At 68.7% G+C, this 19,704-nt stretch carries 16 protein-coding genes; 6 read left to right on the top strand and 10 right to left on the bottom strand.

Annotation, left to right across the window (positions count from 1 at the left end):
* Nucleotides 1-47: 47 nt before the first annotated feature.
* The 3 genes from uca (at nucleotide 48) to ACL03I_RS31500 (ending at nucleotide 6,718) form a co-directional block, all read left to right on the top strand.
* The gene (gene uca / locus ACL03I_RS31510; protein WP_412807664.1) at nucleotides 48-3,599 is read left to right on the top strand and encodes an urea carboxylase; all 3,552 of its coding nucleotides are present in this window, start codon (nucleotides 48-50) and stop codon (nucleotides 3,597-3,599) included.
* Nucleotides 3,600-5,321 carry an allophanate hydrolase gene (gene atzF, locus ACL03I_RS31505; protein WP_412807652.1) on the top strand — a complete coding sequence of 574 codons (1,722 nt, stop codon included), beginning with the start codon at nucleotides 3,600-3,602 and terminating at the stop codon, nucleotides 5,319-5,321. It abuts the gene before it with no gap.
* Between the two features lie 164 nt (nucleotides 5,322-5,485).
* Nucleotides 5,486-6,718 (top strand): FAD-dependent monooxygenase, encoded by a 1,233-nt coding sequence (locus ACL03I_RS31500; RefSeq protein WP_379250062.1) that lies wholly within the window; start codon nucleotides 5,486-5,488, stop codon nucleotides 6,716-6,718.
* Between the two features lie 55 nt (nucleotides 6,719-6,773).
* On the opposite strand, the gene ACL03I_RS31495 is transcribed toward ACL03I_RS31500, so the two are convergent.
* The 5 genes from ACL03I_RS31495 to ACL03I_RS31475 all read right to left on the bottom strand — a co-directional run bounded on the left by ACL03I_RS31495 (nucleotide 6,774) and on the right by ACL03I_RS31475 (nucleotide 12,324).
* Complete coding sequence (locus tag ACL03I_RS31495; protein ID WP_355078690.1) at nucleotides 6,774-7,364, bottom strand: helix-turn-helix domain-containing protein; 591 nt, start codon at nucleotides 7,362-7,364, stop codon at nucleotides 6,774-6,776.
* A 37-nt stretch (nucleotides 7,365-7,401) separates the two neighbouring features.
* On the bottom strand, nucleotides 7,402-8,628 hold the full coding sequence (locus tag ACL03I_RS31490) for a cytochrome P450 (RefSeq protein ID WP_355078691.1): 1,227 nt from the start codon (nucleotides 8,626-8,628) through the stop codon (nucleotides 7,402-7,404).
* A 726-nt stretch (nucleotides 8,629-9,354) separates the two neighbouring features.
* Nucleotides 9,355-10,263, bottom strand: a complete 909-nt coding sequence (gene bla / locus ACL03I_RS31485) for a class A beta-lactamase (RefSeq protein WP_356963449.1) — start codon at nucleotides 10,261-10,263, stop codon at nucleotides 9,355-9,357.
* A 102-nt stretch (nucleotides 10,264-10,365) separates the two neighbouring features.
* Nucleotides 10,366-11,835 (bottom strand): catalase, encoded by a 1,470-nt coding sequence (locus ACL03I_RS31480; RefSeq protein ID WP_412807651.1) that lies wholly within the window; start codon nucleotides 11,833-11,835, stop codon nucleotides 10,366-10,368.
* 63 nt (nucleotides 11,836-11,898) lie between these two features.
* Nucleotides 11,899-12,324 carry a Fur family transcriptional regulator gene (locus ACL03I_RS31475; protein WP_364435864.1) on the bottom strand — a complete coding sequence of 142 codons (426 nt, stop codon included), beginning with the start codon at nucleotides 12,322-12,324 and terminating at the stop codon, nucleotides 11,899-11,901.
* Nucleotides 12,325-12,857: 533 nt separating this feature from the next.
* Between ACL03I_RS31475 and ACL03I_RS31470 the strand changes: the two genes are divergently transcribed.
* Complete coding sequence (locus ACL03I_RS31470; protein WP_412807650.1) at nucleotides 12,858-14,096, top strand: APC family permease; 1,239 nt, start codon at nucleotides 12,858-12,860, stop codon at nucleotides 14,094-14,096.
* A 377-nt stretch (nucleotides 14,097-14,473) separates the two neighbouring features.
* A complete protein-coding gene (locus tag ACL03I_RS31465; protein ID WP_355078696.1) occupies nucleotides 14,474-15,823 on the top strand; it encodes a serine hydrolase domain-containing protein in 1,350 nt (449 codons plus the stop codon).
* Between the two features lie 8 nt (nucleotides 15,824-15,831).
* Here ACL03I_RS31465 and ACL03I_RS31460 read toward each other — a convergent pair whose 3' ends face one another.
* The 4 genes from ACL03I_RS31460 to ACL03I_RS31445 form a co-directional block, all read right to left on the bottom strand.
* Nucleotides 15,832-16,755: an aminotransferase class IV gene (locus tag ACL03I_RS31460; RefSeq protein ID WP_355078697.1), complete on the bottom strand. Its 924-nt coding sequence runs from the start codon at nucleotides 16,753-16,755 to the stop codon at nucleotides 15,832-15,834.
* 61 nt (nucleotides 16,756-16,816) lie between these two features.
* On the bottom strand, nucleotides 16,817-17,074 hold the full coding sequence (locus ACL03I_RS31455; protein WP_355078698.1) for a Txe/YoeB family addiction module toxin: 258 nt from the start codon (nucleotides 17,072-17,074) through the stop codon (nucleotides 16,817-16,819).
* Entirely contained in the window at nucleotides 17,071-17,319 is a 249-nt protein-coding gene (locus ACL03I_RS31450; protein WP_043718282.1) for a type II toxin-antitoxin system Phd/YefM family antitoxin, read from the bottom strand. Before ACL03I_RS31450 ends, ACL03I_RS31455 begins: the two co-directional genes overlap by 4 nt.
* A 97-nt stretch (nucleotides 17,320-17,416) precedes the next feature.
* A complete protein-coding gene (locus ACL03I_RS31445; RefSeq protein ID WP_412807649.1) occupies nucleotides 17,417-17,839 on the bottom strand; it encodes a nuclear transport factor 2 family protein in 423 nt (140 codons plus the stop codon).
* An 83-nt stretch (nucleotides 17,840-17,922) separates the two neighbouring features.
* Between ACL03I_RS31445 and ACL03I_RS31440 the strand changes: the two genes are divergently transcribed.
* A complete protein-coding gene (locus tag ACL03I_RS31440) occupies nucleotides 17,923-18,486 on the top strand; it encodes a TetR/AcrR family transcriptional regulator (RefSeq protein WP_355078700.1) in 564 nt (187 codons plus the stop codon).
* A gap of 180 nt (nucleotides 18,487-18,666) precedes the next feature.
* Here ACL03I_RS31440 and ACL03I_RS31435 read toward each other — a convergent pair whose 3' ends face one another.
* A complete protein-coding gene (locus tag ACL03I_RS31435) occupies nucleotides 18,667-19,701 on the bottom strand; it encodes an aspartate-semialdehyde dehydrogenase (RefSeq protein WP_355078701.1) in 1,035 nt (344 codons plus the stop codon).
* Nucleotides 19,702-19,704 lie beyond the last annotated feature (3 nt).

Genomic DNA, 19,704 nt, shown 5'->3' with positions numbered 1-19,704 from the left:
TCGATACGGTACTCGTCGCCAATCGCGGCGAGATCGCATGCCGCATCATGCGCACAGCCCGGGAACTCGGGCTGAAGACGGTGGCCGTGTACTCCGATGCCGATGTCGGCGCCGCGCACGTCGAAATGGCCGATGTCGCCGTGCACCTGGGTCCGGGACCGGCCGCGCAGTCCTACCTGCGTGCCGATTCGGTGGTCGAGGCGGCGCTGGCGACCGGAGCGGGGGCCATTCATCCCGGCTACGGATTTCTCTCGGAAAATGCCGATTTCGCCGCCGAGGTGGAGAAAGCGGGCATCGCGTTCGTCGGACCGACCCCACAGCAACTGCGCGTCTTCGGTGACAAGCACACCGCACGCACCGCCGCACGCGCGGTGGGCGTGCCGCTCATCCCGGGCAGCGACCTGCTCGAATCGGCCGAACACGCGGTGGCGGAAGCGGAGCGGATCGGTTTCCCCGTGATGCTGAAGGCGGTCGGCGGCGGTGGCGGCATCGGTATGCAGGCCTGCTTCGGCCCGGACAAGGTGCGCGCGGCCTACGAGCGGGTGCAGCGCATCGCCGCGGCGAACTTCGGTTCGGCGGGCGTCTTCCTGGAGCGTTTCGTCGCGCGCGCCAGGCACGTCGAGGTGCAGCTGTTCGGCGACGGCAGCGGCCGCGTTGTCAGCCTCGGTACCAGGGACTGCTCGCTACAACGCCGCAACCAGAAGGTGATCGAGGAGGCGCCCGCGCCGGGACTCACCGCGGAATTGTCCGAGCACCTGCTCGCCGCGTCGCGGGAACTGGCCCGCTCGGTCGGGTACCGCTCGGCCGGGACGGTGGAGTTCGTCTACGACACCGACAGCGGCGCCGCGTCGTTCCTGGAGATGAACACTCGCCTTCAGGTCGAACACCCGGTCACCGAGGCGGTCACCGGCGTCGACTTGGTCGAGTGGATGCTGCGCCTGGCCGGCGGCGACACCGCGATGGTGGACGAGCAGCCCGAGAGCGGACCGGCGATCACCGGCCATGCGGTGGAGGCGCGGGTCTACGCGGAAGATCCCGGCCACGATTACCGTCCGAGCGCGGGCCTGGTCACGGCCGCGCACTTCCCGGACGACGTCCGGGTCGACACGTGGGTCGGCACCGGTTCGGAGGTCAGTTCGTATTACGACCCGCTGCTGGCCAAGGTGATCAGCGCGGGCGAGAGCCGAGCCGACGCCTTCGCCGCGCTGCGCACCGCGCTCGGCGCGACCCGCGTCTACGGTGTGCAGACGAATCTGCCGCAACTGCGCCAGGCCGCGGCCGACGGCCGGGTCCTGCGCACCGAGCACACCACGACCACGCTGGCCGAGATCCGCCCGGTCGGCCGCCGCATCGACGTGCTGCGCGGCGGAACGATGACCACGGTGCAGGACCATCCGGGCCGGATCGGCTTGTGGGAGGTCGGCATTCCGCCGTCCGGTCCGATGGACGACCTCTCCTTCACCCTCGCCAACACAGCGGTCGGCAACCCGGTGGGCGTCCCCGCGCTCGAATGCACCTTGCAGGGACCGCAATTGCGCTTCTCCGACACCACGGTCGTGTGCGTGACCGGTGCGCAGGCTCCGGTGACGGTGGACGGCCGCCCGGTGGCCATGTGGGAGCCGGTCACCGTGGCCGCGGGCGCGGTGCTGGACATCGGCGCACCGGCCGACACCGGCCTGCGCACCTATCTGGCGGTACGCGGCGGCATCGACGCGCCGCTCTATCACGGCAGCGCGTCCACCTTCACCCTCGGCGGATTCGGAGGTGTGACCGGTAAGGCGGTGGCCACCGGCGACGTGCTCGGAATCGCCCCGGCGCCCGCCGACACGCTCGGCGCGCCGGCCGCGGTACCGCCGGGTGACCGGCCCGAGTTCACCCACGAGTGGCAGCTCGCGGTCGGTGTCGGTCCGCAGACATCGCCCGCGTACTTCACCGACGCCGACATGACCCAGTTCTGCACGCACCCATGGCGGGTCGGCAGCCACGCCAACCGCACCGGCATCCGGCTGGAGGGCCCGAAACCGGCCTGGTCGCGCACCGACGGCGGTGAGGCCGGGCTGCACCCGTCCAATCTGCACGACAACCCCTACAGCGTGGGCGCGTTGAACGTCTCCGGCGACACGCCCATCCTGCTCGGTCCCGACGGCCCGAGCCTCGGCGGCTTCGCCTGTCCGCTCACCGTGGTGTCCGCGCATCGCTGGCGGATGGGCCAGTTGCGTCCCGGCGACTCGGTGCGGTTCGTGCCGGTCGACGACGACAAGGCGGCCGCGTTGCGCGCGTCCAACGGCAGCCGCGTGCCGGATCTGGTCACCGATACCCGCGCCGCCCTGCGTGATCGCGGCGTACTCGGCAGTGTCGAGGCGTCGCAGGACCGCCCGCGCGTGCGCTATCTGCGCGGCGGGGACGACAACGTGTTGGTCGAATACGGGGAGATGGTCCTCGATCTGGGGCTGCGCATGCGGGTGCACGCACTGGCCGAAGCTCTCGCGGCCGTGCGGCTGCCCGGCATTCTCGACGTGACTCCGGGCGTCCGGTCGCTGCACGTCCACTTCGACCCGGAGGTGCTGCCGCAGCATCGGTTGCTCGGGACGTTGGCCGAACTCGAACTCGACCTGCCCGCCACGACCGACCTGGTGGTGCCGAGCCGCACCATCCGGCTGCCGCTGTCGTTCGACGATCCCTCCATCGCCGAAGCGATCGACCGCTACCGCAGCGGCGTGCGCGACGCCGCGCCCTGGCTGCCGTCGAACATCGAGTTCATCCGCCGCATCAACGGGCTCGACAGCGTGGACGATGTGCGCGCCACCGTCTTCGACGCCGAGTATCTGGTGCTCGGCCTCGGAGACGTGTATCTCGGTGCGCCGCTGGCGGTTCCGCTCGATCCGCGGCACCGCCTGGTCACCACCAAGTACAACCCGGCGCGCACCTGGACTCCCTCCGACGCGGTCGGCATCGGCGGCAAGTACCTGTGCGTCTACGGCATGGCATCACCGGGCGGTTACCAGCTGATCGGCCGCACCGTGCCGATCTGGTCCAGCTACCGGCAGTCCGCGCCGTTCGAACCGGGCACGCCCTGGCTGTTCCGGTTCTTCGATCGCATCGTCTGGGAACCCGTCGGCGCGGAGCAGTTGCTCGAACACCGTGCCGCGGCCGAGGCGGGCAGATTCGACGCCGAGGTCAGTGAGGGCAGTTTCGCGCTCGCCGACCATCTGCGGCTGCTGCGCACGGAGGCCGATTCGATCGCCGAGTTCGAGACCAGGCAGGCCGCCGCGTTCGAGGCGGAGAAGGAAGCCTGGCGGGCGGCGGGTGAGTTCGAACGCGGCACCGTCGCGCCCGTCGCCGCGCCGATCGAAGACCCGTTGGCCGGGCTGCCCGCCGACGCGACGGTGGTGTCCGCGCCGATGATCGGCAATGTGTGGCGCGTGGAAGTCCAGCCGGGGCAGCGCGTCACGGCCGATGCGCCGGTTGCCGTCCTGGAGGCGATGAAGCTCGAACTACCTGTGCACAGCCCGAGCGCGGGCACCGTGCTGAAGGTATTGACCGCGCCCGGCGCCAAGGTGGAGCCGGGCACGCCCCTAGTAGTGATCGGAGTCGACTGAATGCCCGTTCCAGGCAACACGGCAGCCGACCCCGTCGAACGCGTCGCGGCCGCCTATCGGCGGATCGTCGAGGTCGATCGGCCGGAGGTGTGGATCACCCTGCGACCGGAGCACGAGGTCGCCGCCGAAGCGGCCGCCCTCGCGCGACGGCTCGCCGCCGGAGAGATCTTGCCGCTGGCGGGAGTCCTGGTGGCGGTGAAGGACAACATCGATGTGGCGGGGCTGCCGACCACCGCGGCCTGCCCCGAGTTCGCCTACCAGCCGGAGGTGACCGCGGCGGCGATCGAGCGGTTGCTCGCGGCCGGGGCGCTGGTGCTGGGCAAGACGAATCTGGACCAGTTCGCCACCGGGCTGGTCGGGACGCGCAGCCCGTACGGCGCGGTGCGCAACGCTTTCGATCCGGAGTTGGTGTCGGGCGGGTCGAGTTCCGGTTCCGCGGTGGCGGTCGCGCTCGGCATCGCGGATATCGGAATCGGCACCGACACCGCCGGATCCGGCCGCGTGCCCGCCGCACTGCACGGGATCGTCGGCATCAAAGCCACGCTGGGCGTGATCCCGGCGCACGGGACCGTGCCTGCCTGCGCGGACTACGACGCCGTGACGGTCTTCGCCGCCGACCTCGCCTCGGCGGTGGCCGCGGCGGCGGTGATGGCGGGCCCGGAGCCGCGTGACTCGCGCAGCCGAAGCTGGCCCGCCGACGTCCGGTTGGCCGCCCCGCTCGCGCCGCGCATCGCCGTGCCGCGCCCCGAGGACCTGGCCGCGCTCAGCGAGCCATATCGGGAAGCGTTCGCGCGCACCGTCGCCGCTGTCGGCGAAACCGGTGCGAAGACCGAGGAGATCGACATCTCCGCCCTGCTCGACGCCGCGCTGTTGCTCTACGACGGCGCGCTCGTCGCCGAACGCTATGCCGCGGTGGGCGCGTTCCTGGACACCGCCCCCGCGGGCGCCGATCCCACGGTCGCCGCCATCATCGGCGCGGCGCGGCACAAGACCGGTTCCGCGTTCGCCGCCGACCTCGACACCCTCGCCCGCGCCAAGGCGGCGGCCGCCGAACTCCTGCACGGCTTCGACGCACTGCTGTTGCCGACGACCACCGAGCACCCGAGCATCGCGGCGGTGCGGGCCGATCCGATCGGCATCAATCGGCGAATGGGCACGTACACCAACTTCTGCAACCTGCTGGACATGGCCGCCGTCGCCGTCCCCGGCGCCCCTACCGCCGAGGGCGCGCCGTTCGGCGTCATGCTGGTCACTCCCGCCTTCGCCGATCAGGTGGCCGTCGATCTCGCCGCCCGTCTGGTCGGTCTCGACAGCGCTCCGCTGTTCGTCGATCGCGGTGTCGACCTGGCCGTCTTCGGCGCGCACCTGCGCGGGCAGCCGCTGCACTGGCAGCTCGAGCAACTGGGCGCCCGCTTCCTCGGTGACATCCGGACCACCGACGCCTACCGCCTGACCGCACTGGACACCACGCCGCCCAAGCCGGGCTTGGTGCGACACGGACCCGGCCGCGGCGCTCCGATCGAAGGGGAACTGTTCCGCGTCTCCCCGGCGGGGCTGGGTGGCTTCCTCGCCGAGTTGCCAGCTCCCATGGCGCTGACCAGCATCGAACTCGCCGATGGCCGCGACGTCGTCGGGTTCGCCTGTACCTACGACGCCGCGAGCGCCGCAACCGACATCACCCACCACGCGAGCTGGCGCGGATACCTCCGACACCGCGCCTAGCTCCTGCGATCCACCAGTGGCCCATGGCCGCGAGAACCCCCTCGCCGCCATGGGCCTTTCTCATACGGGGCCGTTTAGACATTTGTACTAGACATTCGTGCAAGTGCTGTGTTAGACATATGTCTAAGACATTTGGACAAACCCCATGGGAGTCGAGGAAAGTCATGAGCGCCAAGTCCGTAAGCAGCCAGCTCCGCGTGCTCGTCGCCGGCGGCGGCATCGGCGGCAATGCCGTCGCGCTGCAACTGCTCCGGTCCGGCATCCGGGCCACCGTGGTGGAGCGCGCCGCGGCGCCGCGACCGGGCGGGCAGGCCGTCGACCTGCGCGGACCCAGCCGCGAGGTGGCCGAGCGGATGGGCATGATGCCCGGCATCCGCGATTATCAGCTCGACGAGCGCGGCATGAAGTACGTCGACGACGCGGGCCGCGAAATCCTCCGCATGCCCGCCGAACTCTTCGACGGCAAGGGCGCCGTCGCCGAAATCGAGATCACCCGCGGGGACCTCAACCAGGTGCTGCTCGACCTGCTCGACGCCGAAGGCGGCGTCGACTACCGCTACGGCGAGTGGATCACCGACATCCGGCAGGACGACGCGGGCGTCGACGTGACCTTCGCTTCCGGAGCGGCCGGGCGATTCGACATCGTGATCGGCGCGGATGGGCTGCACTCCGCTACCCGCGGAATGGTGTTCGGCCCCGAGGAGCAGTTCGCGACGTACCTGGGCGGATACATGTCGTTCTTCACGCTGCCGCGACCGGAAGACCTGGAACCGCACTGGTTCACGATGCATTCGATGGTCGGAGCCACCGGCTTGGGCATGCGCCCCGACGCCGACCCGGCCACCTGCAAAGCGCTCGTCGTGATCCGCGCGGCGGCGGATCCCGCGCTGCGCCGGGACGTCACGGCACAGCAGCAGTTCATCCGCGAGCGCCTGGCCGGCGGCGGCTGGGAGTCCGCTCGCATCGCGGCGGCGATGACCGATGCGCCGGACTTCTACTTCGACGAGCTGGCCCGCATCGACATGCCGAGCTGGGTCCAGGGCCGGGTGGTCCTGCTCGGCGACGCCGGGTACTGCGGTTCCCCGCTCACCGGGCAGGGCACCGCGATGGCACTGGTGGGCGCGTACGTGCTCGCCGGTGAACTCGCCGCGCACGCCGACAACCCCGGACAGGGCCTGGCCCGCTACGAGGAGGTCCTGCGCCCCTTCGTGAAGACGGCCCAGCAGTTGCAGCCGGGCGGCTTGAACGCGATGACGCCCAAGTCGCGCTTCGGTATCCGCGCGGGCCACACCCTCAGCAAACTGATGCTTTCGAAGGCGATGCGACCGGTCATGATGCGGATGCTGAGCAAGACCGAGACCTACGACCTGCCCGACTACTCGGCAGCGACCGTCTGAACCCGTGGCCCGCGCTTCGACCGGAGTCCCGTAGGGCTCCGGTCGACGACCGGCGTCAGTCGATCACGGTCCGGTCGTCGAGCAGGAACGGCAGCACGAAGGTGCGCAACATCGCCCGTTCCTCGTCTTCTCCCGCGCCGGGCAGCGTCAGCAACGACACCATCGCGCGCACCACCCACCGGCCGACGCGCTCGGCCGCGAGCGGGGGCAACCCAGGACGGAATCCGGCGACGAAATCCGTGGCGAGCGCGTCGACCACACCCGGCGAATTGGCCAGCTGGGCCACGATTCCCGCGTTGGACGGTTCCAACCAGACCGCCAGATGCGGCGTCTTGCGCACCTCGGCCAACAGTGCGGTCAACGTGTCGAGCAGTTGCTCCCCCGGCTCCGCGCTCGCGGACTCCGCCCGGTCCCGCCAGACCCGCTCGACCAGCTGCCGCGCCTCCCGGCCCGCGAACGCCACGTAGAGCGCCTGCCGATTCTCGAAATAGCGATACAGCGTCGCCCTGGAACAGCCCGCGGCGTCGGCGACTTCGGCCATGCCGACCCCGCTGACGCCCTTGTCGATGAACAGCGCGCGCACCGCGTCGAGAATGCGCTCACCGGCCAGTTCGGCGCGACCGTCGGCCAGCCAATCGCCACTCATGCCGTGTCCCTTCCGGCGCGAACGAGGTCTTCCGTGGTCACGCCCCGCACCGGAACGGCACAGTAGTCGGCCTGCGGACGTACGGACCGCTCGCGTACTCGACCGCGTCGACGTCGACGGCGTACTCCGGGAAGCGATCGAGCAACTCTTCGAGCGCGACACGGGCTTGCATCCGCGCGGCCGCCGCGCCGAGACAGTGATGCGGCCCGTGCCCGAAGGTGAGGATGCGCTGCGGATTCCGGTCGATATCCAGCTCGGCGGCGTCGGCGCCGAACGCCCGCTCGTCCCGGTTGGCCGACCCGAACACCAGTAACACCTTCCGCCCCGCGGGCACCGTCTTCCCGGCCAGTTCCACATCGCGCGTCGCGGTCCGCGCCAACCCTTGCACCGGTGCGGTGAGCCGGGCGAACTCCTCCACCGCGACGCGAATGCGATCGGGTTCCGCGGCGAGCGCCGCGCGCTGGTCCGGGTGCTGTTGCAGTAGTTGCACGGCGCCGCCGAGCAGGCCCGTGGTGGTGTCGTTGCCGCCCGCGACCATGGTCCAGGCGTAGGCGAGGATCTGGATCAACCCGCGCACGTCCGTGTCGTCGGCCGCCATTCCCGCCTGGACCAGCAGGGACACGGTGTCGTCGCCGGGGTCGGTGCGCCTGCGTTCGATCAGCTCGGCGAAGTAGCCCATCATCTCCGCCGACGCCGCCTGCGCCTTGGTGTTCGTCCGGTCGATGCTGCCCGCGACGACGGCATCGGTCCAGCCGTCGAACCTCGCCCGGTCCTGTTCCGGCACCCCGAGGTAATACGCCACCACCATGCTCGGCAGCGGCTTGAACAATTGCTCGACGATGTCCCCGCCGCCCTGGGCCGCGATGGCGTCGAGCCGGTCGCGCACGAAGCGGCGGACCACCGGCTCCACCTCCTCGACCTGGCGCGGGGTGAATCCGCGAGCGACCAGTTTGCGGAAGTCGGTGTGCTGCGGCGGGTCCTGCATCACCAGCGGAGGGTTGTCGGTCAGGCCGAGTTCGTCGAGCTCGCCGTATTCCACCGTCAGCCCGTCGCGGGAGGAGAACGCGTCGCTGTCGCGCGCCGCCGCGTAGACGTGCTCGTGCCGGGTGAGCACCCAGTAGTCGTTCTCCGGTCGCGCGGCCGGTACGACGTGCTGCACCGGATCGTGCTCACGCAGTGCCGCGTACATCTCCCACGGCGAGGCCCAAGTAGGACCGGAACGAAGTTCGAAAACCGGAGCCGTCCGATACGCAACATCCGCCATGTATCGACCGTAAGACAAATTAAGCAACCTGTCTAGAACTGGTTTCAGGTCGACCGGCCGGTCACCATTCACTACCAGCCCAGCCGCGCCTGCCTCGCGTCGGGCCCGGCGCCGCACACTCGTGGGTTACCTTCGGCAGCGGCAACACCGTCTCGTTGCCGGTCAGCTCCAGGAAGAGCCAGCGCGAGCGACCGCTCCGCGTCCCGCGTCCGCCGGGCCGGCCACCCCTCGTAGACCGGCCCGGCGGACACCACCCCCGAGTCCCGACCTGTCACCCCTCGAGACAGGTCGTTCCTCGGTTCGCACCTGCGGTGCTGGGTATGTCCCTCCCGCGAGACAAAGAATGCAGGGGCGGGCTTGGCGCGCACTTAAGAACACCTTGCAAGATCGAAATCGCAGATGAGCGGGTTGACCGAGCGGTGACCCCGCTAGCGCCTATCGCCCGGCCCCGGATCGCGGGATGATGGTCATAAGTGCGCCAAGAAGATTGGGAGCGACGATGGAAACCGTGGTGGTCTGGATTCTGGCGACCCTGCTCTACTGGTGGGGCCTGCTGTAGCTGACCGGAGCCTGGCCGCCCGATCCGGCCAGGTCTACTACAAGTCGTCGTAATCTTCGTCCTCCGGACGCCACCGAGTTCGTCCTCGACGAGCCGAGGGTGCCGCCACGGTCCCCGTCCCCGGCCTCGCTATCGGCGTCCGCTTCGGCCGACACACCCGGCGAGTGTCACCGGAGCCGGTCTACGGCCACCTTCGTCACTTCCGCCAGCAGGTCGTTGTTCACCTCGGCGTCCTCGGCCGGTTTGCGGCTCATGATCGCGATCACGATCGGCGCCCGCCCGCCTTCGGGCCAGACGATCGCGACGTCGTTGGCGGAACCGTAGGAGCCGGTGCCCGTCTTGTCGCCGGTGACCCACTCGGCGGGCAACCCCGCCCGGATGCGCTTGCCACCCGTCGTGTTCGCCTTCAGCCAGACGGCCAACTGGTCGCGTTCCCGGGCGCCGAGCGCGTCGCCCAACGCCAAGACGCGGTAGTCCGCGGCCAGTGCGGCCGGAGTGGTGGTGTCGCGCTCGTCACCGGGGATCGCGGTGTTGAGTTCGGTCTCCCAGCGGTCGAGCCTGCTGGTCGGATCACCGAGCGTGCGAAGAAACGCCGTGAGCCCCGCCGGGCCGCCGATCTCACGCAGCAACAGGTTGCCCGCGGTGTTGTCGCTGCGGGTGATCGCGGCCTCGGCCACGCGCGCCAGCGTCATCCCGTCGGCCAGTTCGGCGCTGGTCACCGGCGAGTTGTCGACCAGATCAGCCTCGTGGAAGCGGATCACTTGATCGAAGTATCCCGTGTCGAGCGGATGCGCTCGCAGCACCGCGGCCGCCGCGAGCGTCTTGAAGGTGGACAGGAACGGGAAACGCTCGTCGGCGCGGTGGGTCACCGTCCTGCCGGTGCCGGTGTCTACCGCGAACAGCCCGATCTGCGCCCCGTACCGAGCCTCCAGATCCGCCACGCGCGCGTTCGCGGCGGGACCGGCCTCGACGCTCGTCGTGATCGGCTGCGTCGCATCGGTTTCGGCACCGCAACCGGCCAGCAGCGCCAATGCGGCGGCCAGCGCCACCCGGTAGTCGCGTGTCAGCCGAGACATGTCTTCACTCTGACATCCGAGCACCCACCGGGCAAACAGGATCGGCCGGACACGCCGAAGGCAGGTGCGCGACGCCACACACCTGCCTTCGATGCGGATTTCTCAGCTCTGCGAGCCGTCGAGCCCCGCGCGCACGCCCTCTTCGACACGCTTGCCGAGATCGGCGTCCACGTTCTTCCAGTACTGGAAGACCCGGCTCAGCACCGGCTCCCGAACACCGCCGAGTACGTGGCCGACGATGTTGTCCACCAACCGCTTCCGCTGCGCGTCATCGAGTACCTCGCGCACGAGAATGCCCGCCTGGGTGAAATCGCCGTCCTCGGCATGCTGGAGGTAACCGGCTCGCACGATGGCCGGATCGAAGTCCCAGATGCCGTCGTCCTGAGACTTTTCCGGGTCGGCGTGCGGTCCACCGAACGAATTCGGTGCGTACACCGGCACATTCGGTTCGTTGTAGTAGTACCGCATGGCGCCCTCCTTGGAATAGGAGTTCACCTCCGCCGCCCTTGCCTGGTTCGGCGGCAGCTGCGCGTAGTTCGTGCCGATGCGGTAGCGGTGCGCGTCCGCGTAGGCGAAGACGCGGCCGAGCAGCATCTTGTCCGGCGAGAAGCCGATGCCGGGAACGACATTCGAGGGCTCGAACGCGGCCTGCTCGATGTCGACGAAGTAGTTGCGCGGGTTGCGGTTCAGCGTCCACTTGCCGACCTCGATCAGGGGGTAGTCCTTGTGCGACCACACCTTGGTCAGGTCGAACGGGTTGAACCGGTAGCCCTCGGCCTCCGCCACCGGCATGACCTGCACGTAGACCGTCCAGCTCGGGAAGTCGCCGCGCTCGATCGCCTCCCACAGGTCCTTGCGGTGGTAATCGGCGTCCTCCCCCGCGATCCGGTCGGCCTCGGCCTGGGTCAGGAACTCGATGCCTTGGTCGGTCTTGAAGTGGTATTTGACCCAGAAACGCTCGCCCGCGGCGTTGATCCACTGGTAGGTGTGCGAACCGTAGCCGTTCATGTGCCGGTAGCTCTTCGGGATGCCGCGATCGCCCATCAACCAGGTCACCTGGTGCGCGGTCTCCGGACGCAGGGTCCAGAAATCCCACTGCATATTGTGGTCGCGAAGCCCGTTACCGGGCAGGCGCTTCTGCGAGCGGATGAAGTCGGGGAACTTGATCGGGTCCTTGATGAAGAAGATCGGCGTGTTATTGCCGACGAGGTCGTAGTTGCCGTCCTCGGTGTAGAACTTCACCGCGAATCCGCGCGGATCACGCCAGGTGTCCGGGCTGCCCTGCTCACCGGCCACAGTGGAGAACCGCGCCAGCGACTCGGTGCGCGCACCGGGCTGGAACAGCTTCGCCTTGGTGTATCGGCTGACGTCGTTGGTCACGACCAGCTCACCGTATGCGCCCGAGCCCTTCGCGTGCACGATGCGTTCCGGCACCCGTTCGCGGTTGAACTGGGCCAGCTTCTCGATGAGGTAGTGGTCGTGCAGCAGGATCGGGCCCTGCGCGCCCGCGGTGAGCGATTCGTCGTCGCTTTGGACCGGGATGCCGGTGTTCGTGGTTGTCGGTTCGGTCACAGGAGACTCCTCGGCTGGTGAACATCGTTTCCCGGGATGGGACCGACCCGGGTGTATGGACCGCTACTCGGAACGGCAGGACGGGCACCGTCCCCAGAAGACGACCTCGGCTTCATCGACCACGAACCCGTGCGCGTCCGAAGGGGCCAGGCATGGGGCTCGGCCCACGGCGCAGTCGACATCCACGACCGCACCGCAGCTGCGGCACACCAGATGGTGGTGATTGTCGCCGATGCGGGTCTCGTACAGCGCGGACGAACCCGCGGGCTCGATCCGCCGCAGGATTCCGGCGCGCACGCAAGCGTGCAACACGTCGTAGACAGCCTGAGTGGATACCGAGCCGAGCTTTTGCCGGACGGTGGCGGCTACCGCGTCGGCATCCGAATGCGGGCGTGCCGCGACCGCGTCCAGTACCGCGAGCCGCGGGGCGGTGACCCGCAAACCCGCTGCTCGCAACCACTCGCGGGGAGCAGTGCCGTTGGTGTGCATACTTCGATTCTGGCCGCTTTCTGGAATCAGTCAAGAAAAGCGATTGGAATCACTCCAGAAAATTGCTCCACAACGGGTGGCACCGCGCGGCACACCACATCGACGCATCGAGTGGCGAGCGTCACAAAATTCTCCCGGAATAGCTTCCGCGAGTGCGTGGTTGAACCCCCTGTCGGCGTCCGGACAGCCCCGGGCCGCACCCTTTGTCGCTGCGAGCGACCACCCGCCGAGAGGCGCTTGTGGGGCGTCGACACCCACCGTCGGCGTCCGGACAGCCCCGGGCCGCACCCTTTGTCGCTACGAGCGACCACCCGCCGAGAGGCGCTTGTGGGGCGTCGACGGTTACAGACACCAGCACGGTGTCCCAGCCCACAGCGCCGCCAGGTCATTCCGACCTGGCGGCGCTGTCGCTTCCAGCGGTCTCCACCCCACGAGTGGGACATGGTTGTGCGGGCTTCTCGCGTTCTGCCGCGACCATGTGCCACTCGCGGAGTCGCGCTGCGAGGGCGGGGGTGGTGAGGGAGGATGCGGTGATGGCGTCGCGAGATGGGGTTTTGCGTCGACGGCTCGGGCTCGCCGATTCGGTGGTCATCGGGTTGGGGGCGATGGTGGGTGCGGGGATATTCGCGGCGCTCGCGCCTGCGGCCGCGTCGGCTGGGAGTTGGTTGCTGGTGGCGCTCGCGGTGGCGGCGGTGCTGGCGTATTGCAACGCGACGTCGTCCGCGCGGCTGGCGGCGCGATACCCCGTTTCCGGCGGCACCTATGTGTATGGGCGGGAGCGGCTCGGACCGTTCTGGGGATATCTCGCGGGGTGGGGGTTCGTCGTAGGGAAGACGGCCTCTTGTGCGGCGATGGCGCTGACGGTCGGTAGCTATGCCTGGCCCGAGCGGGCGCACGCCGTGGCGGTGGGCGCGGTGGTGGCGATCACCGCGATCAATTACACGGGCGTGCAGAAGTCGGCGTTCGCGACTCGGGTGCTCGTCGCGGTAGTGCTCGCGGTGCTCGCCGTGGTGGTCGTGATCGGGCTGTTCGGAACGCATTCGGCGGCAACCGCCTTGCCCGGCCGGGTCGGTCCGCGCGACGTGCTCACGGCGGCGGGACTGCTGTTCTTCGCGTTCGCTGGGTACGCACGCATCGCCACGCTCGGTGAGGAGGTGCGCGAACCGCAACGCACCATCCCCCGCGCCATCATGATCGCGCTCGCACTCGCGCTCGCGGTCTACACGCTGGTCGCGGTCGCGACGCTGAGCGTGCTCGGCTCCGCCGGACTAGCCGAGGCGGCCGACCCGCTGGCGCGAATGGTCAGCGCGGCGGGCGTTCCCGCTGCCGCGCCGGTGGTGCGAATCGGCGCGGTGCTCGCGGCGGCCGGATCGCTGCTCGCCCTGATCCTCGGCGTATCCCGCACGATGCTGGCCATGGCGCGGGACCGCTATCTGCCGGGGGCGCTCGCCGCCGTGCATCCGCGGTTCGGGGTGCCGCACCGCGCCGAACTGGTGGTCGGCGCGATCGTCGCCGTGGTCGCCGCGCTCTTCGATGTACGCGCGGCCATCGGGTTCTCCTCGTTCACGGTGCTCTTCTACTACTTGATCGCCAACCTCTCCGCCGCCACACTGACCGTCGAGGAGAATCGGCCGCCCCGGTGGATTCCCGTGGTCGGCGCGGTGGGGTGCGTCGTCGTCGGATTCGCGCTGCCCCTCGGCTCCGTTCTCTCCGGGCTCGGCGCGCTCCTCGTCGGCGCGGCGCTGTATGTGCCGGGCAAGCGCTACCGCTGAAGATCGGGCCGTCCACCGAGCCGCTCGACTGGCCCGCCGACCTCCCTTGGCCTTGCGCTGTAGACATCGGGTGAGCACCACCGCCGAAACGGCCGCACAGCGGGCCGTCGTCGCCCAACCATGGCGAATGGCGCGATATGCCAGTCCCCTACCGATAGCTTGCCGACCGGAGAGACGCGACGCAGTCGACCGAGCCATCCGACCGACAACGGCTCCTCGCGCCCGGCTCGGCAGGCTCCGCTTGTGCCGCGCCCCATCTGTCCGGCACCGACCCGGCAAGCGCCCCTGTCCCGTCAGCGTCTCGTTGCGAAGATCAGATGTCCAGTTCCCCGCCTGTTTACCGCGTGAACAGGCCAAAGGGCGCTAGCCTTTTGCACATGGGGCGTTTCGGTGGATTCCTGGCGGGAATCGCGGCGGTTTCGCTGGTGGCGGGCAACGTCTTCGCCGGAGGCGCGGCCGCCGCGACCGGCGACGAGGTGCGGTGCGCGGTCACCTCGGGGCGCGATCTGGAGCGGGCGGCACCCGAACAAGTCGGTTTGGATTCCGCGAAACTGCGGGATGCGCTGACCTTCGCGAACGGCCGAAACCGCTTCAATGTGCAGGTGTTCCGGCACAACTGCCTCATCGGCGAGGGACCGACGAACGACCAGACCGGCAACGTGGCGTGGAATATCTGGAGTGCGACCAAGAGCGTCGTCTCGCTGCTCGCCGGAATCGGATGGGACCAAGGAAAACTCGATCTCCACGCGCCCATCGACCGCTATCTGCCCGCCGGGCTCGGTGATGCGGAGCACCGGTCGATCACCGTCGAGAATCTGCTCACCGAGACCTCGGGCATGCGGGTCGGCGTGCTGACCGAGGGCGTCACCGGCGTGATCCCGGTCGACCCGGACAGCGCGGTGCAGGCGCTGGGCGTGCCGCTGGACAACCCGCCGGGCACCGTCTTCACCTACAGCCAGCGCAATGTCGATCTCTTGGCCTACGTGCTGGAGCTGGCCGTCGGCGAACCTCTGCAAGATTTCGCGCAGCGCGAACTGTTCGATCCGCTCGGAATTCCTCGCGGGGACTATTACTGGGCTCAGGACCGATCCGGGCACACCTACGGCTACGCGCACTTGATGATCCCGCCGAACGATTTCGCGAAGCTCGGACTCCTGGTGAGCAACGACGGGCACTGGGGAGCGCAGCAGATCGTCTCCCGCGACTACCTGCGCAAGGCGCGCACGCCCTCACCCACGAACGCGTGCTACGGCTACCTGTTCTGGCTCGGTGGCGGTTGCGCCGAAATCGCCGACTTCCTGCCCCACGACGTGTACGCGATGGCCGGCCTCGGCATGCAGAACGTCTTCGTCATACCCAGCCTCGACCTCACCGTGGTGTGGACCGGCGTCTTCGGGAACGTCAGCAGCCAGGGCGTGTCCGGAGTCGTGCAGAACACCCAGGAATTGCCCTACGAGTTCTTCCGCAAAGTGTTCGACGCGTTCTACGACCGGCCGGTACCCGACCCGGGACCGTACGTCGAGCCGCCGCTGCGGCTGGACCCACGCCGTTTCGTCGACACGGACATCCTGATCGCGGTATTCGGCCTCGGTCCCGCCGCCTATCCGGGCTGCAACGTCTTCGCTTGCCTGAGCCACCCGCTGGATCCGCCGTTCGCGGACGTCCCGCCGGGCTGCGCCATCCTGGTCTGCCTGGGACCCGACCCGCGCACCCCGGCCATCCGCTGAACGAGCCGCTACCTGGTCGCGGACAGATCCGTGACCCAGCCGTGCACGTCGTCGGTGCGCAATGCCGCATGGTGGCGTTTGCGCAGCGCCTGGGAGATCGGGCCGGGGACGCCCTCGGCGACCAGGCGGCCGTCCACCTCGACGACCGGCGCGGCACCGGATGATGTGCCGGTGACGAACACTTCGTCGGCGATGTACAACTCGGTGAGATCCACGGTGCGTTCCACCACCGGGATGCCGTCCTCCGCCGCCAAGGTGAGAACGGTCCTGCGGTTGATGCCGTCGAGGATGTCGCAGGAGACGTCGGGCGTGATCAACGTGCCGTTGCGGACCAGGAAGATGTTCGCCGCGCTGAGTTCGCAGACGTGCCCGTTGCCGTCGAGGAAGACACAGTCGTCGTAGCCGCTGTCGATCGCGTCCTGCTTGGCCAGCACCGAGTTCACGTACGCGCCGTTGACTTTCGCGCGGGAGGGAATCGCGTTGTCCGGAATGCGCCGCCACGGACTGGATTTCAGGCGCATACCGTCCTGCGGCACGATGGGCACCGCGTCGTAGACGAAGATGCTGACCCGAATGGCGCAGCCCCGCACCCGCGTGCCCGGAATGGACTCGACCACGTGCACCGTCGCACGCACGAAAACGTCCTCACGCGGAGCATTCGCGGCGATCAACTCCACGACGGCCGCACGGAAACGCGCGTAATCCCACTCCTGCGCGAATCGATCGATCCCGATGATCTTGCAGGACTCCTCGAGCCGACGGAAATGGTCGTCCAAACGAAACGCCGTACGCGCTGCCCCATCGACGTGCACCGGGAACACGGTGTAGACGCTGAGTCCGTACAACACCGCCGACGATGCGACGCCCACCGTGGCCGCTTCGGCCGCGACGATCCGGTCGCCGAGATACACGTGAGGATGAGGATTCGCCATCGGCGCAGGCTAACAGCCCCGCCCCGCGCCGAGCGAGGCCTTTTCGGCGCGCATGCCGACATCAGTCGTAATGCTTGCCGACCTTGGCGATCCAGACCGCATCGTCGACGACTCGGTAAACGATGCGGTGCTCCTGCGTGATCCGGCGTGACCAATACCCCGCCAGGTCGTGCTTCAGGGGCTCAGGCTTACCGATGCCGTCGAATGGGTCGGAAAGAATGGCTTGGATCAGCACATTGGCCTTTTTCAGCACGAGACGGTCACGCTGCGACCACGCCGAGTATTCCTCCCACGCGGATTCAGAGAATACGACCTTCATTCGATGAGGTCGCGTTCGACGCCGCCACCGCCCTCGAGTTCTTGAATCGATCGGCGTAGGCGCGCCCCGTCACGCCCGCTCAGCAGCTCCACGGTCGTCATCAGCGAGTCGTAGTCCTCTTTGGACATCAACACCGCGTTCCCCCCTTTCGACACGATCTCGATCGTGTCGTGATCTTCGTTGACCTTCCGGACCAAAGGAAACAGGTTTTTACGCGCCTCGCTCGCAGTAATCGCAGCAGCCATGATTCCTCCAGCCAGTAGTACGACATATGGTACCACCAGCCCGACGGTCGCCCACGAGCTTGGACGCGCAGACAGCGCCGTTCTGCCGAGCGCGAGTTCAGTCCGCGGCCAGGCGGGCGAAGCGGGCGGTGTCCATGTAGTCGCGGAAGAGCACCACTTGGCCGTCGCGGACCCGGACGACGTTGACGGAGGTGCGCCTTCGGGCGCGGCCGGATCCAGGAATGGTCATGTCGACCTCGTTCTCCACGAGCAGCACTTCGGGATCGGTGGTCTCGTAGACCTGCGGGTGGATCGCGTGCACTTCGATTCCGGACAGGCCCGACCATCGTTGCGCCAGGTGCTCGCGGATCGCTTCGCGGCCCTCCAAGTGGGTCGGGTGGCCGGGGATCGCGAACGGGATTTCGAACACCGCGTCGGGAGCGAGCAGCGCGACGAACGCATCGGGGTCACGGGCCGGTAGCTCACCGAACAACCGCTCGATCAACTCGCGCGGGCTTCGCACGGACGAATCAGCAGCCATCACAAACCTCCAGATAAGCGGAACGCAGGACCCGCTTATTTTCGGAACGAGCGCCCCGTTTGTCAACAGTAGACTCGGTCCTCGTGACCGAACCCGAGCGCCGACCGCTGCGCGCCGACGCTCGCCGTAACCGCGAGCGGGTCCTGGCAGCCGCGCAGGAAGCGTTCGCGGCGGAAGGACTCTCGGTGCCGCTGGACGAGATCGCGCGGCGGGCCGGCGTAGGCGCGGGCACCGTCTACCGACACTTCCCCACCAAGGAAGCGCTGTTCGAGGCGGCGATCGTGGATCGGGTCGACCGGATCATCGCGCTGGCAAGGGAATCGGCCGACGCCGCGGAACCGGTGACCGCGTTCTTCGACTTCTTGGCCCGGCTCGTGGCGGAGGGCAGCGTCAAGCGTGATCTCGCCGATGCCGTAGGCGGGCAGGACGCCCCGGAATATCTCCGGCCGGTGCACGAACTGAATTCGGCCATCGGCACGCTGCTCACCCGCGCGCAGGAGGCGGGCGGCGTGCGCACCGACATCGAGGTCGAGGACCTGATGCGCCTCATCAAGGGCGCCTTCCTCGCCACCCACGGCACCGCCGCTACTCCAGCGCAGCGCGAACGCGCCTTCGCCGTCGTCTTCGACGGACTGCGGGCCCGCTGATCCGTCGCCGAAGCGCCTCCGGCAGGCCGCTCGATCGGCCGACCAGGACAGCGCGGATACCAGCGACATGAAGCCGCCCACCGCACCGGCAGCATCATCCACGCTGGGCGCGGTCGCGCGAATGCGGGAAACGACGAACGGGCCGCGGAAAGTCCACGGCCCGTTCGATCGAGAAACGTCTCAGCGGTCGCTGAGCAGTACCTCGGCAATCTGAATGGTGTTGAGCGCAGCGCCCTTTCGCAGGTTGTCGCCGGAGATGAACAGCGCTAGCCCGCGACCGTCCGGCACGCCAGGGTCCTGGCGGATGCGGCCGACGAGCGAATCGTCGACGCCCGCCGCGGCGAGCGGGGTAGGCACGTCGACCAGCTTCACGCCGGGAGCCTTGGCCAGGATCTCCTTGGCGTGCTCGACCGAGAGCGGCTCGGCGAATTCGGCGTTCACCGAGAGCGAGTGGCCGGTGAAGACCGGCACGCGCACGCAGGTGCCGCTCACCGCGAGATCCGGGATGCCGAGGATCTTGCGGCTCTCGTTGCGCAGCTTCTGGTCCTCGTCGGTCTCGCCAGAGCCGTCGTCGACCAGCGAACCGGCGAGCGGAAGCACGTTGAACGCGATCGGCGCGACGTACTTGTTCGGCGCGGGGAAGTCGACGGCGCGGCCGTCGTGGGTCAGCTTCTCGGCGTCATCGATCACCGCGCGGGCCTGGCTCGCCAGCTCTTCGACACCGGCCAGTCCGCTGCCGGAGACCGCCTGGTAGCTGGAGACGATCAAGCGGCGCAGACCGGCGATGTCGTGCAGCGGCTTGAGCACCGGCATGGCGGCCATCGTGGTGCAGTTCGGGTTGGCGATGATGCCCTTGACCAGGTTGCGCGCCTGCTCCGGGTTGACCTCGCTGACCACTAGCGGGACCTCGGGATCCTTGCGCCACGCCGAGGAGTTGTCGATCACCGTGACGCCCGCGGCGGCGAAGCGCGGCGCCTGCACGCGGGACATGGTGGCGCCCGCGGAGAACAAGGCGATGTCCAAGCCGGACGGATCGGCGGTCTCGGTGTCCTCGACGACGATCTCGCGGCCGCGCCAGGGCAGCGTCTTGCCCGCCGAACGAGCCGAGGCGAAGAACCGCACCTCGTCGGCCGGGAAGTTGCGCTCCTCCAGCAGTTTCCGCATCACGGCGCCGACCTGCCCGGTCGCGCCGACGACTCCTACGCGAATACCCATGAC

Origin of the sequence: Nocardia sichangensis (assembly GCF_047200615.1) — a bacterium.
GTDB classification, from domain to species: domain Bacteria; phylum Actinomycetota; class Actinomycetes; order Mycobacteriales; family Mycobacteriaceae; genus Nocardia; species Nocardia sichangensis.
The sequence above is the reverse complement of the archived record's forward strand: the minus strand, read 5'-3'. Positions and strand labels throughout refer to the sequence as shown.

Bases quoted from the DNA above. Each gene is read 5' to 3' on its own strand.
- ACL03I_RS31465 (WP_355078696.1), top strand. From the start codon at position 14,474: ATGGGGCGTTTCGGTGGATTCCTGGCGGGAATCGCGGCGGTTTCGCTG.
- ACL03I_RS31490 (WP_355078691.1), bottom strand. From the start codon at position 8,628: ATGGCGGATGTTGCGTATCGGACGGCTCCGGTTTTCGAACTTCGTTCC.
- ACL03I_RS31460 (WP_355078697.1), bottom strand. From the start codon at position 16,755: ATGGCGAATCCTCATCCTCACGTGTATCTCGGCGACCGGATCGTCGCG.
- ACL03I_RS31445 (WP_412807649.1), bottom strand. From the start codon at position 17,839: ATGGCTGCTGATTCGTCCGTGCGAAGCCCGCGCGAGTTGATCGAGCGG.
- ACL03I_RS31450 (WP_043718282.1), bottom strand. From the start codon at position 17,319: ATGGCTGCTGCGATTACTGCGAGCGAGGCGCGTAAAAACCTGTTTCCT.
- ACL03I_RS31495 (WP_355078690.1), bottom strand. From the start codon at position 7,364: ATGAGTGGCGATTGGCTGGCCGACGGTCGCGCCGAACTGGCCGGTGAG.
- bla (WP_356963449.1), bottom strand. From the start codon at position 10,263: ATGTCTCGGCTGACACGCGACTACCGGGTGGCGCTGGCCGCCGCATTG.
- ACL03I_RS31470 (WP_412807650.1), top strand. From the start codon at position 12,858: ATGGCGTCGCGAGATGGGGTTTTGCGTCGACGGCTCGGGCTCGCCGAT.
- ACL03I_RS31435 (WP_355078701.1), bottom strand. From the start codon at position 19,701: ATGGGTATTCGCGTAGGAGTCGTCGGCGCGACCGGGCAGGTCGGCGCC.
- ACL03I_RS31500 (WP_379250062.1), top strand. From the start codon at position 5,486: ATGAGCGCCAAGTCCGTAAGCAGCCAGCTCCGCGTGCTCGTCGCCGGC.
- ACL03I_RS31475 (WP_364435864.1), bottom strand. From the start codon at position 12,324: ATGCACACCAACGGCACTGCTCCCCGCGAGTGGTTGCGAGCAGCGGGT.
- uca (WP_412807664.1), top strand. From the start codon at position 48: ATGCGCACAGCCCGGGAACTCGGGCTGAAGACGGTGGCCGTGTACTCC.
- ACL03I_RS31455 (WP_355078698.1), bottom strand. From the start codon at position 17,074: ATGAAGGTCGTATTCTCTGAATCCGCGTGGGAGGAATACTCGGCGTGG.
- atzF (WP_412807652.1), top strand. From the start codon at position 3,600: ATGCCCGTTCCAGGCAACACGGCAGCCGACCCCGTCGAACGCGTCGCG.